The organism is Streptomyces sp. NPDC058001 (assembly GCF_042886315.1).
Taxonomy (GTDB): Bacteria; Actinomycetota; Actinomycetes; order Streptomycetales; family Streptomycetaceae; genus Streptomyces.
This window is the reverse complement of sequence record NZ_JBHVQT010000001.1, coordinates 501,815-516,308: the sequence shown is the minus strand read 5'-3', so window position 1 is coordinate 516,308 and position 14,494 is coordinate 501,815. Positions and strand designations below refer to the sequence as shown.

The following is a 14,494-nucleotide window of genomic DNA, read 5'->3' as shown; positions in this document are numbered from 1 at the left end:
CACGATGGCATCCTGGGGGTGCACACCGGCCCACGACCCGGGAGGGAGCCGCCGATGACGCAGCGGACGGAACCGACGGCGGCGGCACCGCCACCGGGAGAACCCGAACCGGCCCCACCGGCACCCGCGGCACCGCGCGCGATGCGGGCCGATGCCCGGCGCAACTACGAGCGGCTGCTCGTGGAGGCGCGGGCCGCGTTCGCCGAGCACGGTACGGGGGCGTCCCTGGAGGACATCGCCCGGCGCGCGGGGGTGGGGATCGGGACGCTGTACCGGCACTTCCCGCACCGGCACGCGTTGATGAGCGCGGTGTTCGAGGACGCCGTGAACGAGCTGCTGACCCGCTCCCGCGCCCTGCTGGACGATCCGCAGCCGTGCGCGGCCCTGGTGGTCTGGCTGCGCGAGGTCGTCGCGTACGCGGGCAGGTACCGGGGTCTGTCGCGGGCCCTCATGTCGGCGTCGCACGACGACAGTTCGGACCTCGCGCGGTGCGGTACACAGATGCGGGCGGCGGGCGGCGCGCTCCTGGACCGCGCCCAGCGCGCGGGCGAGGTACGCCCTGACGTGTCGATCGCGGACCTGTTGCAGCTGACGAACGCGATCGCCCTGGCCACGGAGGAGACCCCGGCGGACCCGGACCTCCCGGACCGCCTACTGCGCCTCACCCTCCGCGGCATCCGCCCGGACTAAGCGCCCCGCAGGGGCGCGGGGCTGTGACATATGCGGCTCCGCCGCGCGGGCGCGACCAGCCACATACGACCCGCAGTCTCCGCACCGGCCTCCCGGCGGGGTTCGGCACCGGCCTCCCGGCGGAGTTCGGCACCGGTCATCCAGCGGAGCGTCTGTCACCGGCGGCGCATGTCGGCGACCCTCGCCGTCACCCCCCGATCCCCCGCCGGTTCCGCCAGGACGGCGCTGCGGAGCTGACCGGCCCCGGCCGCCCGGCGTGGGGCCGGCAGGGGCATGTCCGCGCGGGTCCTGCGCGGGGCGGGGGCCGTGTCGGCGGGTGCGCCCTGGGCGCCCGCCACCGCGATCTGGACGCCCTGGTCGGCGAGGGCCTGCAACTCGGTGGCCGCACGGTCGTCATGGGCGGGCGGCTCGTCGGTGACCAGCCGGGTGATGACATCCGTGGGCACCGTCTGGAACATCGTGTCCGTACCGAGCTTGGAGTGGTCGGCGAGGACCACCACCTCGGCGGCGGCCTGCACCAGCGCGCGATCGACGCTGGCGGACAGCATGTTGGACGTGGACAGGCCACGCTCGGCGGTGAGCCCGCTCCCGGACAGGAAGGCCCGTGACACCCGCAGTCCTTGCAGGGACTGCTCGGCGCCGCTGCCCACCAGCGCGTAGTTGGAGCCCCGCAGGGTGCCGCCGGTCATCACGACCTCGACGCGGTTGGCGTGGGCCAGCGCCTGCGCCACGAGCAGCGAGTTGGTGACGACGGTCAGTCCGGGCACCCGCGCGAGCCGGCGGGCCAGCTCCTGCGTGGTGGTGCCCGCCCCGACGACAATGGCCTCGCCCTCGTCGACGAGTCCCGCCGCGAGATCGGCGATGGCCGTCTTCTCGGCGGTCGCGAGATGGGATTTCTGCGGAAAGCCGGATTCCCGCGTGAATCCGCCCGGCAATACCGCACCGCCGTGCCGGCGGTCGAGGAGTCCTTCTGCCTCCAGCGCGCGCACGTCCCGCCGTACGGTCACTTCGGAGGTCTGGACGACGCGGGCGAGCTCCCGGAGCGACACCGCTCCGTTGGCCCGCACCATTTCGAGAATCAATTGGCGACGTTCTGCAGCGAACACGAAACTGACAGTAACCCCAACGACCGTCTGCTTTCAGCAGTTTGCGCCGAATAACAGAAGTTGTTCGCAGTGTGACGCACGGAGTGGTATACGTGTCCGGTTCGGGCGGGAGCCGCGCGCGGGTCAGACTTCTTCAGCGGTCTTGCGGGTGTGCAACTGCCGTGCGACCTCGGCGATCGAGCCCGACAGGGACGGGTACACGGTGAACGCCTTCGCGATCTGTTCCACGGTCAGATTGTTGTCGACCGCGAGCGAGATGGGATGGATCAGTTCCGACGCGCGCGGGGCGACGACCACACCGCCGACCACGATGCCCGTACCGGGGCGGCAGAAGATCTTGACGAAGCCGTCGCGGATGCCCTGCATCTTCGCGCGCGGGTTGCGCAGCAGCGGCAGCTTCACCACGCTCGCGTCGATCTTGCCGCCGTCGACGTCGGCCTGGGTGTAGCCGACGGTGGCGATCTCGGGGTCCGTGAAGACGTTCGATGAGACCGTCTTCAGATTGAGCGGGGCGACCGCGTCACCGAGGAAGTGGTACATCGCGATACGGCCCTGCATGGCGGCGACCGACGCGAGCGCGAACACTCCGGTCACGTCACCGGCGGCGTACACGCCGGGAGCGGTGGTGCGGGAGACCTTGTCGGTCCAGATGTGCCCGGACTCCTTGACCCGGACCCCGGCCTCCTCCAGGCCCATCCCGCTGGAGTTGGGGATGGCGCCGACGGCCATCAGACAGTGCGTGCCGGTGATGACACGGCCGTCGGAGAGGGTGACCTCGACACGGTCGTCCAGGCGCTTGACGGACTCGGCGCGGGAGCGCGCCATGACGTTCATCCCGCGGCGCCGGAACACGTCCTCCAGGACGGCTGCGGCGTCCGGGTCCTCACCGGGCAGCACCCGGTCGCGGCTGGAGACGAGGGTGACCCGGGAGCCGAGTGCCTGATAGGCGCCGGCGAACTCGGCGCCGGTCACACCGGACCCGACGACGATGAGTTCCTCGGGGAGTTCGTCCAGGTCGTAGACCTGCGTCCAGTTGAGGATGCGCTCCCCGTCGGGCTGCGCGTCGGGCAGCTCCCTGGGGTGGCCGCCGGTCGCGATGAGGACGGCGTCGGCGTTGAGGGTCTCCTCGGTGCCGTCGGCGGCGCGGACGACGACCTTGCGGCTGCCGTCCATCGCCTGCTGGCCCTCCAGGCGCGCCCGGCCGCGCAGCACGCGCGCGCCCGCGCGGGTGACGGACGCGGTGATGTCGTGGGACTGCGCGAGCGCGAGCCGCTTCACCCGGCGGTTGACCTTGCCGAGGTCGACGCCCACCACGCGCGCGGGGGTGTCGATGTGCGGAGTGTCGTCCGCGACGATGATCCCCAGTTCCTCGTACGAGGAGTCGAAGGTCGTCATCACCTCCGCGGTCGCGATCAGAGTCTTCGACGGGACGCAGTCGGTGAGCACCGACGCCCCGCCCAGACCGTCGCAGTCGACAACGGTCACCTCCGCGCCGAGCTGGGCCGCCACCAGGGCAGCCTCGTATCCGCCGGGTCCGCCACCGATGATCACGATCCGAGTCACGTACCCCATTGTCCCGCACCCATCAAGGTGCTTCGCCCCGCCCCCTCCGTACGCGCGTCCGGGCGACGGGTCCCCCGCCCGGGGGGCCACTTCCGTTACCGGCGGGGCACGGGCCGTGGCTGCCGTACCCTCGACCCCATGTCGCTCTACGCCGCGTACGCCGGCAATCTCGACGCGCGGCTCATGTCACGCCGCGCCCCGCATTCGCCGCTGCGTGCCACGGGCTGGCTGAACGGTCATCGGCTGACGTTCGGCGGCGAGCACATGGGCTGGGAGGGCGCGCTCGCGACGATCGTCGAGGCACCGCGCTCACAGGTCTTCGTGGCGCTGTACGACATCGCCCCGATGGACGAGGAGTCCATGGACCGCTGGGAGGGCGTGGGCCTGGACATCTACCGCCGGATGCGGGTGCGGGTGCACACGCTGGACGCGGAGGAGCCGGCCTGGCTGTATGTGCTCAACGGGTACGAGGGCGGGCTGCCGTCCGCGCGCTACCTGGGGGAACTGGCCGACGCGGCCGAGTCGGCGGGCGCCCCGCACGACTATGTGATGGAACTGCGCAAGCGCCCCTGCTGAGCGCGTGCCGGGCGGCCCGTACCGGGTGGCCTGGGGGCAAATTCCGACCGAATTCCATCGGTCGCCCGGTCACGCTCCGGTCGCTGAGGCGAAGCTCCGGGCCCGGATCAGCCCACTTCTCGTCGGAAACGACAAGACAACGATCGCACTACCGTCATCCTTGACATCTACGCGCGTAGGCCCAGACCGGCTACGCTCATGCGCGTGAACGCATCTCTTCTTCCGGACGACATCCAGGGCGAGCCGAACGCCGCCGCCGACGCCGCCGCCGCGCGCCTGCGCGAGCTGACGGGCGCCGACACCCACGACGTCGCTCTGGTGATGGGCTCCGGCTGGGCCCCCGCCGCCGAGGCGCTGGGCGCCCCCGACCACGAGTTCCCCGTCACGGAGCTGCCGGGATTCCCGCCGCCCGCCGTGGAAGGCCACGGCGGCGCGGTCCGCTCGTACAGCGTCGGCGCGAAGCGGGCGCTCGTCTTCCTGGGCCGCACCCACTACTACGAGGGCCGCGGGGTCGCCGCCGTCGCGCACGGGGTGCGGACCGCGGTGGCCGCGGGCTGCAAGACGATCGTGCTGACCAACGGCTGCGGCGGACTGCGCGAGGGCATGCGCCCCGGTCAGCCGGTACTGATCAGCGACCACATCAACCTGACGGCGACCTCGCCGATCGTGGGCGCGAACTTCGTGGACCTCACCGATCTGTACTCGCCGCGCCTGCGCGCCCTGTGCAAGGAGATCGACCCCTCGCTCGAAGAGGGCGTGTACGCGCAGTTCCCCGGCCCGCACTACGAGACGCCCGCCGAGATCCGGATGGCCCGGACCATCGGCGCCGACCTGGTGGGCATGTCGACGGTCCTGGAAGCCATCGCGGCGCGGGAGGCGGGCGCCGAGGTGCTCGGGATCTCCCTGGTGACCAACCTCGCCGCCGGCATGACGGGCGAGCCGCTCAACCACGAAGAGGTCCTCCAGGCGGGCCGTGACTCCGCCGCGCGCATGGGCGCCCTGCTCACCCAGGTGCTCGGCCGCGTCTGAGGGACCCCGCGCGGCGACCGGGGGAAACCCGCCGCCACGGGGTAGCAGTACCGCAACCACGTACCCGAGAGGCTGACAACACCGTGCAGACCGCCGACACCGCCGAATCCGCCGACCGTGCGGCGCTCTTCGCGCGGGCCCGCGCCTGGCTGGCCGAGGACCCGGACGCGGAGACCCGCGACGAGCTGGCCAAGCTGATCGAAGCCGAGGATGTCGCGGAGCTGGCCGCGCGGTTCAGCGGCATGCTCCAGTTCGGCACCGCCGGGCTCCGCGGCGAACTGGGCGCCGGGCCGCAGCGGATGAACCGTGCCGTGGTGATCCGTGCCGCCGCGGGCCTCGCCGCGTATCTGCGGGGCAAGGGGCAGGGCGACGGGCTTGTCGTCGTCGGGTACGACGCCCGGCACAAGTCCGCCGACTTCGCGCGGGACACGGCCGCCGTGATGGTCGGCGCGGGGCTGCGGGCCGCCGTACTGCCCCGGCCGCTGCCGACGCCGGTCCTCGCGTTCGCCATCCGGCACCTCGGCGCGGTGGCCGGTGTGGAGGTCACGGCGAGCCACAACCCGCCGCGTGACAACGGCTACAAGGTGTACCTCGGCGACGGTTCGCAGATCGTGCCGCCCGCCGACGCGGAGATCGCCGCCGAGATCGACGCGGTCCACGCGCTGGCGGACGTACCGCGGCCCGACGCCGGCTGGGAGATCCTGGGCGACGAGGTCCTGGACGCCTATCTGGCGCGTACGGACGCGGTGTTGGCCTCCGGCTCCCCGCGTACCGCCCGCGTCGTCTACACGGCCATGCACGGCGTCGGCAAGGACACGCTGCTCGCCGCCTTCGCCCGCGCGGGCTTCCCGGAACCGGTGCTCGTACCCGAACAGGCCGAGCCCGACCCGGACTTCCCGACCGTCGCGTTCCCGAACCCGGAGGAACCGGGCGCGATGGACCTCTCCTTCGCGACCGCCCGTGCCGCCCGGCCCGACCTGGTCATCGCCAACGACCCCGACGCGGACCGCTGCGCGGTGGCCGTACCGGACGGCGCCGACTGGCGGATGCTGCGCGGCGACGAGGTGGGGGCGCTGCTCGCCGCGCACCTCGTACGGCGGGGCGCGCGCGGCACGTTCGCCGAGTCGATCGTCTCGTCGTCGCTGCTGGGCCGCATCGCCGACGCGGCGGGCCTGCCGTACGAGGAGACGCTGACCGGTTTCAAGTGGATCGCCCGCGTGGAGGGTCTGCGGTACGGGTACGAGGAAGCGCTGGGCTACTGCGTCGACCCCGAGGGCGTGCGCGACAAGGACGGCATCACGGCGGCACTGCTGATCACCGAGCTGGCGTCCGAGCTGAAGGAGGCCGGGCGGAGTCTGCTCGACCTCCTGGACGACCTCGCCGTGGCGCACGGGCTGCACGCGACGGACCAGCTGTCGGTACGGGTGGAGGACCTGGGCGTGATCGGTGCCGCGATGCGGGCGCTGAGGGAGCGCCCGCCGGGTACGTTGGCCGACTTGCCGGTCACCCTGACGGAGGACCTGTCCCGGGGAACCGCGACACTCCCGCCCACGGACGGCCTCCGCTACACCTTGCCGAACGCCCGCATCATCGTCCGCCCCAGCGGCACGGAGCCGAAGCTCAAGTGCTACCTGGAGGTGGTGGTCCCGGTGGCGACTCGCGGGGACCTGCCTGCGGCGCGTGACAGGGCGACGGAACGGCTGGCGGCCCTGAAGCGGGATCTGGCCTCGGCGGCGGGCCTGTAGGGCGGCCCCGGAGCCCTACCGGCTCAGGGTTCGGGCCACCCGCGGGCCCAGCCAGCGCTTCAAGTCGCGCAGCGGTGCCAGGTGTTCGGCCGTGCGGTCCAGGCGGTAGTAAAGCTGGGGTGGGATGTGCGGGAGGAGTGGGGAGTGGCGTTGGCCCAGGAGGGCGAACATCTGCTGGGGTGGCAGGCCCACGTACCTCGGCAGGTTCTCGTACCACTGGGCGCTGTACCGCGCTGCGCTCTGCACCGGGAGAAGGGCTTCCTTGCGCTGCCGTTCGTAGCGGGCGAGGGCGGGGGCGAGGTGGGGGGCTCCGCGCAGGACGGCGGCCAGCGCCATCGCGTCCTCCAGCGCCAGCGTCGTACCCGCTCCGATCGAGTAGTGCGTCGTATGGGCCGCGTCGCCGATCAGGACCAGGTTGTTCCGGGACCAGGTCCGGTTGGTGAGGGTGCGGAAGGTCAGCCACTGCGCCGGGTCGCCGTCCCGGCCCCGGCCGATCAGGGGGTGTCCGTCGAGTACCCCCGCGAACAGCTTCTCCAGCAGGGCCAGCCCGTCGCCCTCGCTCGCCCGGTCCAGGCCGAGCCCTTCCCACGTCGACGGTGAGCACTCCACGACACACGTGCTCCCGTCGTCCCCGTACCGGTACGCGTAGCACCAGATCCAGCCGTGCGCGGTCTCCACGAACGCGAACGTGAACGCGTCGAACACCTTCGTCGTGCCCAGCCACAGATACCGGTTGCGCCCCGCTGTCACCTCGGTGCCGAAGTGGTCCGCGTGGGCGTCCCGCAGCGCGCTGCGCACTCCGTCGCCGGCCACCACGAGATCCGCGTCCGGCGGGTCGTCCCCGGCGATCTCGTGGTCGAACTTCACCAGGACGCCGAGCGATTCGGCGCGCGACGCCAGGATCTCCAGGAGCGTACGGCGGCCGATGCCGAAGCCCTCGTCGCCGCGCTGCCGCGCCGTGCGGTCCCCGATGTGGGCGACGCCCTCGGACCAGCGGACCGAGTTCGTCTCGACGGCCCGCGCCGACTCGGGGTCGTGCCGCCGCAGCAGGTCCAGGAGACCGCCCCAGTACGTCACCCCCCAGCCGTACGTGGACCCGGCCGGGTTCCGCTCATGGACGGTGATGTCGTGGGACGGGTCCTGCCGCTTCAGCAGGATCGAGAGGTACAGGCCCGCCGGCCCGCCGCCGACACAGGCGACCTTCACACGCACTCCCGTAACGTCAAGTGACCGATTCGCGACGCAGAGTAGCAGTGCGGAGCCGACGACGCGCGGGACGGGGAGGCACGGGACGAGCAGGTCGCGCGCGATCAGCCGATGAGGCCGAGTACCAGGAGCAGTACGGCCCCCGCCAGTGCGGGGCCGAGGATCTCGTACGCCCACTTCACCACCGGCGCGCCCTGGGCGCTCTCGGCTCCGCCGCGCCGCTCGGCGAGTTCCCGCAGGTCCTCGACCGTCTGATCGCCCGGCGAGCGTGGCGCCACCGCCGTCAGCGAGGTACGGCCCGAGGGGTCGTCCATGGCCGCCCGGCTCTGCTGCCGCGCCGCCTTCTTGCGCCCCCGCAGGGACACGGGCACGGCCCAGAGCTGGTACTTCACACCGGACTGGTCGAACACTTCGTTCGAATACCCGGCCCGCAGGCTGCCGACGGCGGCCCAGGGCAGCGTGATCGTACGGAGCGGGTTGCGGATACGGAGCCGGTCCTCGTTCGCGAACACCGCGGGGCGCACGGTGAAGGCCACCACGAGCGGCACCACAAGGAGCAGGGCCGCCAGGGCCATCCAGGGCGTCCGCCCCTCGCCCCGTACCAGCGCGTCGATCCCGAGCCACCCGCCGAGCGCGAGCAGCAGCACCCCACCGGCGATCCCACCGGACGACCGGTACACACGATCCTTGTACGCGGACTCGCCGTCCGGCACGGGCGATCGGGAGTCGGAGTTGGGGCTAGTCATACCCCGATTCTGCCCCACACCCCGGACACCGCTCCTCACCAGGCTCATCCTGTCGTCGGCGTGCTCGTGCTTCCCTCGGTGGCCGAGGGGCCGGGGGTGTCGGTCGGGGTGGGATCCGGGGTCGTCCCGGTGGGTGTCGGAGACGCCGAGGGCTCCGTGGACTCCGTCGGGGTCGGGGTGGACTCCGTCGGGGTCGGCGTCGGGGTCGGGGCCGGCGTCTCGGTCGGAGTCGGCGTCGGCTCCGGCGTCAGCGTCGGCGTCGGGCTCGCGCTGGCCGAGGGGGACGGGGAGACCGGGCGGGTCGGCGACGGGGAGGCCGGCCGGGTGGGCGGCACGGGCTTGGTGGACGGCTTGGTGGTCTCACCGGGCTTGGCGCCGGAGTCGCCGCCGGGGGTCTTCCCGCCGCCCACGTCCCCGTCGCGCACCGGCTTCGTCGCCCGGGTGTCGCTGCCCGCCCCGGGGCTCGTCGGGACGACGCCGGTGCCGTCGGGGACGGCATGCACGCCGCGGAGGTAGAACTCCATCCAGCCGAGCACGAGGTTGAGGTAGTCGCGCGAATAGTTGTAGCTGAGGATCGCCCGCTCCAGACCGGCCGCGGTGCCCAGGTCGCGGTCGCCCGCACACAGGTAGTGGCCGGCGGCCAGGGCGGCGTCGTAGATGTTGTTGGGGTTCGCGACACCGTCGCCGTTGCCGTCGGCGCCCCAGGTCTTCCACGTGGTCGGCAGGAACTGCATGGGGCCCACGGCCCGGTCGTAGACCGTGTCGCCGTCCCAGACGCCGCCCTCGCTGTCGAGGATCAGCGCGAAGCCGTTGCCGTCGAGCGCGGGGCCGGTGATCCGGGTGAGGGTGTCGCCGTTCGCCGCGACGGCGCCGCCGCCCGCGTGGCCCGACTCGACCTTGCCGATCGCGGCGAGCAGTTCCCATCGCAGTCCGCAGGCCGGGTCGGTACGTCCGACCGAGTCCGCGGCCTTCCGGTACGCGTCGAACACGGTCGTCGGCAGCCCGGCCTCGCCCGCGACGCGCTGCGTCGACGGCTTCGTCGCCGCCTCGCCCCACACCTTCTCGGCGCCCGACACGCCCTTCAGCGGCGGGAGTTCGACGTGGTACGAGTCGTCGCCCTGCGAGGGGACGTCCGGCAGCGGGACGTCCGGGTCCACGAATCCGCCGGGCACGGTCATGCCGTCCTTCTCCGGCGCCCGCGTCGCCGCGACGGGCCCCGTGGCCTGGGAGCCCGCGGTGAGCAGAGCGGTGGCCACCGTGGCGACGGCCGCACCGCGCAGACCACGCCGGGTACGCAGCCGCGTGCCCACTCGGCGGAGGGTCCTGGTGAGCGGACGGGACATGAAGTCACTCCTGACGGTAGGGAGTTCGAGACCCACGGACGCCTTCCTGACGTCGGAGGCGTACGGGGTATGAGGTGCCATTTCCGGTTGCCGCGCCCGACGCTAGGCACCGAGCACCCCGGCGCGGGACGCCTGACCGGGTCCGAGAGACCAAAGGAAGGTGAACAGATGGGGACGGCTACGACTGCACCCGTACGAGATAGCTGAAGCCCGTGTTCTGCCCCACGCAGGACTGGAGGGTGAGGTCGCCCCAGTAGAGGCCGTGCGCGGGGGTGCCGCGGCCCGGTGAGACGTGGTTCGCGTACACGCGGTACGTGAAGGTGCCGCGCGGTGTGGTGGCCGTGACCTTCGTGCCCACGGCCAATTTGGCGAACCGCCCGAAGCCGCAGTAGTCGTGGCCGACGATGACGGCGGTCCGCAGCGCGTAGCCGTCCTCGGTCCCGAGGTCGGGTCCCGTCCACTGCACCGCGTCGGCACAGGCGTCCACGGCTTTCTGGCCGCCGCGTACGACCGCCGATGACCAGGAGCCGATCCGCAGGGTGGTCGAACCGTCCTTGGTGCGGGCGTTGAACGGTTCCGCGTCGGCGCCTGACGAGGGTTTCGGTGCCGGCTCGGTGGACGGGCGGGCGGAGGCGGACGGTGGGGTCTTGGCGGACAGGTCCGGGAGCTTCGGCTTCGGAGCGGTGGTGGGCCCGCTCGGCGATGGGGACGGGGACAGGGAGGGAGGCGGGATGGGGTCGGTCTCGGTACCGGTGTGGGTGGCCGTGGGTTCCGGGGTGATGGCTCGGGTGGGCGTTCCGTCGGGGGCTGGCTCGGCCGGGGCGATGGGCACCCGATCGCGTGCGGAAAGGGACGACGGCCCGCGCGCGTGCGGCTCCGCCCGTGACATGCCGTCCGTCCCGGGAACGGCACACCCCGCCAGGGCGGCGGCGGAGGCGACGACGGACACGATCGCGGCCCGCCGTGCCCGTATGGTGACGTCCACTTCCGCACTCCTCCGTCGCGGTCATCTGCCCTATCCGAAGCGGCCGTTCACGTAATCCGTCGTCCTTGGGTCCTGCGGGCTGTGGAACATCGCGTCCGTGGTGCCGTGTTCGACGATGACGCCCGGGGTGCCCTGTTCGGCGAGGAAGAAGGCGCACTGGTCGGAGACGCGGGCCGCCTGCTGCATGTTGTGGGTGACGATCACGATCGTCACCTCTTCCTTCAGCTCGTGGATCGTCTCCTCGATGCGGCGCGTCGACGTCGGGTCGAGGGCCGAGCACGGCTCGTCCATCAGCAGCACCCGTGGACGTACCGCCAGCGACCGTGCGATGCACAGCCGTTGCTGCTGGCCGCCGGAGAGCGCGCCGCCCGGCTGGCGGAGGCGGTCGCGGACCTCCTTCCACAGGCCCGCCTTGGTCAGGCACTCCTCGACCAGCCAGTCCTTGCCCTCGCGGCCCGCCTTGATGCCGCCCAGCTTGAGTCCGGCGGTGACGTTGTCGTAGATCGACATCGCGGGAAAGGGGTTGGGCTTCTGGAAGACCATGCCGATCTGGCGGCGGGCGTGGGTGATGCGGCGGCCCCGGTCGTAGATGTCGTCGCCGTCCAGCAGCACCCGGCCCGCGAGCGACGCGGAGCCGACCAGTTCGTGCATGCGGTTGAGGATGCGCAGGAACGTCGACTTGCCGCAGCCGGACGGGCCGATCAGCGCGGTGACCTCACGGGCGGGCATCGTCAGCGAGACCCGCTCCAGAACCTTGTGGTCCCCGAACCAGGCCGAGATGGCGTCGGCCTCCAAGGTGGCCGGATCACTCGCCACCGTGGCCGCGCCGGACCGCTGCGGCGGGACCGCGGGCAGCTTCTCCGTCGGGTCGAGAATCTCGTCGATGAGCGCCGTCTCGGTCGTGTCGGTCGTGTCGGTCGTGCCGGTCGTCTCGGGCATGATGGGTTGAACTCCTCGTCGGTCAGAGCAGGTTGGGCAGCAGACGGGCGGCGGCGCCGGAGACGGCGAGGCCGAAGGCGGCCAGGACGGGTACGCCGACGATCCAGGTCTGCCAGCGGCCCCAGGCACGGTGCGCGGCCATGGTCAGCAGGGCGGCGAGCAACAGCCCCTGCGACCACAGGAAGACGGACAGCCAGGCGGCGCTCTCGCTGCCCATGGCCTGCTCGGACGCGTCGATCCAGCCGGGCGCCAGCGAACGCGGCGGAGCGGCCTGGACAGCGCTCGTCAGCTTCGCGTCGACCCGGATCGTGCCGGACGGTGTGTACGGTCCGCCGTCGGCGGTGATGAGCGTGAGCCTGCCCTCGCCCTCCTTGAGGACGGGCGGCAGGGGGTCGCCTTCGAGGCGGACGTTCGTCACCCGGTAGACCGCGATGCCCTGCCCCGTCGTCACCCGGATCTCGGAGTCCAGGGGCACTTGGCTCAGATGGTTGAACGGGCTGCCGTACCCCCACTGCCGGCCCATGATCACGCTCGTGCCGGCCTGTCCCGGCAGCGGGGTGTCCCGGCGGTGGCCGGGGCCCGACATCAGCACACCGGACGCCGTGCCCTCCGCGACGACCTCCTTCAGGCCGAGTGCCGGGATGCGCAGCAGCGCCAGCTCGGCGCCGGGCTCCAGCAGCTTGCCGTCGAACGCCCGCTGACCCACCGGGGCGATCCCGAGGGCGAGTTGGCGGCGGAGTTCGTCGTACGCCGTCTGCTGGTCGCGGGAGTGCTGGAGGTGGCCGACGATCGTCAGATTGGCGGCGAAGCCGAGCAGCAGCGCGGCAAGTACGCACAGCGCGGCCCCGGCGAACGCGAAACCGGGGCGCTCGGCCCGCGCGGGCCCGGCGCCGGACTCCGACGGGGGTTCGGGCTCGGGTCCGGGCGCCGGCGGCGCCACGGCCGGCGGGGGCGGGGACAGCACGGTCACGGGAGCGCTCCTGTGGAGAGAGGTCCGGGGGGATGTCAGGGGAGATGCGGCGGCGCGGGCGGCGGGTGGGGGCCCGCCGCCCGTGCTCCGTGCGGCGTTACGGCCGCGTGTTACGGCCGCGGTGTTACGGCCGGTGTTACGGCCGCAGTGCTTCCGTACGGCGTTACGACCGCGGCTGGCGCGGTCCGTCGAACATCAGCAGCCCGTTGCGGCGGCCGATCCGCACGGCGACGAAGCCCGCCGTGACGAGAACGACCGCGCCGATGCCCGAGAACAGCGCGACCTGGCTGCCCGTGGAGGCGAGGCCGCCCTGTCCGGAGGTGCCGCCCGAGCCGCCCGAGCCGCTGGAACCGCCGGTGCTGTCGCCGCCGGTGGTACCGGACGTCGTACCGGAGGTGTCGCCCGACGGGTCGTCGGTCGGATCGCCCGAGGGGTCACCGGACGGGTCGTCGGTCGGGTCACCGGACGGGTCGCCCGAAGGGTCACCGCTGGGTGACTCGGACGGCTCGGCGAGGGTGAACCCCACCTGCTTGGTCTCTCCGCAGGTTTCCGGGGTCCACTTCCACGCGTTCTGGCCGGCCACCGCGTCCTCAGGAACGGTGAGCGATGCCCAGGTCACGGTGCCGCTCGCGTCGGCCGTGGCGGACGGGAACTCGGTCTCCATCTTGACGAGGCTCAGGGCGTAGCTCGCGCTCGGCTGGCAGCCACGGGCGATGAGCTTCACCTGCTGGCCTCGTTCCAGCTCGGGGTTCACGGCCAGTCGCTTCCCCGAGGCGTCCCGCAGCTCGAACCGCGGCGGCTGGACGGTGACCCGCGTGGGGGTGGACGCGGAGGTTCCCCACGCGGCGGTGTCCGTCGGCGTGAATCGGGCGACGACGTCGTGGACGCCTTCGGCGAGCTTCGAGGTCTTGAACTCGGCCGTCCCGCCCGCGACCGCGGCCTGCCCGAGCTCGGTCTCGCCCTCCAGGAACGTCATGGTCCCGGCCGCCGCCGAGGGGGTGACCTTCGCGGTGAACGTGACCTCCTGGTCGGGCTCGGGCGAGCCCGGAGCGTAGGTCAGCTCGGTGCTGGTCGCTTCCGCGCCCTCGCCCTGCACCCAGGTGTCACCGCTGACGGTGATCTTCTGGGACCAGTACGGATTGCCGGGTACCGTCGCCTCGGTGGGCTTGTCGAACGTGAAGTTGTCCACGCAGTAGGCGCGCAGTTCATAGGTGCCGTCGCTGGTGACAAGGGCGGCGAGATCGGTCGTCACCATGCCCGGGTTGTCTGCCGCGGTCAGCGAGATCTTCGGGGTCGCCTGCTGGTAGGGCCCGCCGTTGCTGATCCCCCACAACGCCCTGGCCTCGGTGTTGTCCGCCTTCACGAGGTAGACGTTGAGGTAGCTGTACCAGTTGATGTCCTCGATCGTCTGGTCCGGGCACGCGGCCGGAATGCCCAAGGTGGCGCCGAGCGGTTCGGGATCGCTCAGCTTCCCGCTGGACGCCATGGTGAACTCGCCGATGGACGCCGCCCGAGCGGGCTGGGACTGGGTCGCGATCAGGGCCACGACGCCTGCGGCGAGCATGGCGCAGGCGGCCAGGATCCCGGCCACTCTTC

Annotated in this window: 13 protein-coding genes; 4 read left to right on the top strand and 9 right to left on the bottom strand. The window is 72.3% G+C overall.

Features of this window, described 5'->3' with window-relative positions; all coding sequences use genetic code 11:
- Positions 1-141: 141 nt before the first annotated feature.
- Positions 142-690, top strand: a complete 549-nt coding sequence (locus ACFVT5_RS02470) for a TetR/AcrR family transcriptional regulator (protein ID WP_389880990.1) — start codon at positions 142-144, stop codon at positions 688-690.
- Between the two features lie 155 nt (positions 691-845).
- Here the strand turns inward: ACFVT5_RS02470 and ACFVT5_RS02465 are convergent, their stop codons facing one another.
- Positions 846-1,796, bottom strand: coding sequence for a DeoR/GlpR family DNA-binding transcription regulator (locus ACFVT5_RS02465; protein ID WP_389880553.1), 951 nt, complete (start codon positions 1,794-1,796; stop codon positions 846-848).
- 123 nt (positions 1,797-1,919) lie between these two features.
- Positions 1,920-3,368 carry an NAD(P)H-quinone dehydrogenase gene (locus ACFVT5_RS02460; protein WP_389880551.1) on the bottom strand — a complete coding sequence of 483 codons (1,449 nt, stop codon included), beginning with the start codon at positions 3,366-3,368 and terminating at the stop codon, positions 1,920-1,922.
- Between the two features lie 129 nt (positions 3,369-3,497).
- Between ACFVT5_RS02460 and ACFVT5_RS02455 the strand changes: the two genes are divergently transcribed.
- The 3 genes from ACFVT5_RS02455 to ACFVT5_RS02445 all read left to right on the top strand — a co-directional run bounded on the left by ACFVT5_RS02455 (position 3,498) and on the right by ACFVT5_RS02445 (position 6,709).
- Complete coding sequence (locus ACFVT5_RS02455; RefSeq protein WP_389880549.1) at positions 3,498-3,935, top strand: gamma-glutamylcyclotransferase; 438 nt, start codon at positions 3,498-3,500, stop codon at positions 3,933-3,935.
- Between the two features lie 204 nt (positions 3,936-4,139).
- Entirely contained in the window at positions 4,140-4,964 is an 825-nt protein-coding gene (locus ACFVT5_RS02450; protein ID WP_389880547.1) for a purine-nucleoside phosphorylase, read from the top strand.
- Between the two features lie 83 nt (positions 4,965-5,047).
- A complete protein-coding gene (locus ACFVT5_RS02445; protein ID WP_389880545.1) occupies positions 5,048-6,709 on the top strand; it encodes a phospho-sugar mutase in 1,662 nt (553 codons plus the stop codon).
- Between the two features lie 15 nt (positions 6,710-6,724).
- Here the strand turns inward: ACFVT5_RS02445 and ACFVT5_RS02440 are convergent, their stop codons facing one another.
- From ACFVT5_RS02440 to ACFVT5_RS02410, 7 genes are all read right to left on the bottom strand, one after another.
- Complete coding sequence (locus ACFVT5_RS02440) at positions 6,725-7,921, bottom strand: FAD-dependent monooxygenase (RefSeq protein ID WP_389880543.1); 1,197 nt, start codon at positions 7,919-7,921, stop codon at positions 6,725-6,727.
- A gap of 98 nt (positions 7,922-8,019) precedes the next feature.
- Positions 8,020-8,661 carry a PH domain-containing protein gene (locus tag ACFVT5_RS02435; protein ID WP_389880541.1) on the bottom strand — a complete coding sequence of 214 codons (642 nt, stop codon included), beginning with the start codon at positions 8,659-8,661 and terminating at the stop codon, positions 8,020-8,022.
- Between the two features lie 44 nt (positions 8,662-8,705).
- The gene (locus ACFVT5_RS02430; RefSeq protein ID WP_389880539.1) at positions 8,706-10,004 is read right to left on the bottom strand and encodes a lytic transglycosylase domain-containing protein; all 1,299 of its coding nucleotides are present in this window, start codon (positions 10,002-10,004) and stop codon (positions 8,706-8,708) included.
- Positions 10,005-10,182: 178 nt separating this feature from the next.
- Positions 10,183-10,989, bottom strand: a complete 807-nt coding sequence (locus tag ACFVT5_RS02425; RefSeq protein WP_389880537.1) for a hypothetical protein — start codon at positions 10,987-10,989, stop codon at positions 10,183-10,185.
- A gap of 30 nt (positions 10,990-11,019) precedes the next feature.
- Entirely contained in the window at positions 11,020-11,928 is a 909-nt protein-coding gene (locus ACFVT5_RS02420; RefSeq protein WP_389880535.1) for a phosphate ABC transporter ATP-binding protein, read from the bottom strand.
- A gap of 22 nt (positions 11,929-11,950) precedes the next feature.
- On the bottom strand, positions 11,951-12,898 hold the full coding sequence (locus ACFVT5_RS02415) for a sortase (RefSeq protein ID WP_389880533.1): 948 nt from the start codon (positions 12,896-12,898) through the stop codon (positions 11,951-11,953).
- A gap of 163 nt (positions 12,899-13,061) precedes the next feature.
- Positions 13,062-14,489 carry an Ig-like domain repeat protein gene (locus ACFVT5_RS02410; RefSeq protein ID WP_389880531.1) on the bottom strand — a complete coding sequence of 476 codons (1,428 nt, stop codon included), beginning with the start codon at positions 14,487-14,489 and terminating at the stop codon, positions 13,062-13,064.
- Between the last annotated feature and the right edge of the window lie 5 nt (positions 14,490-14,494).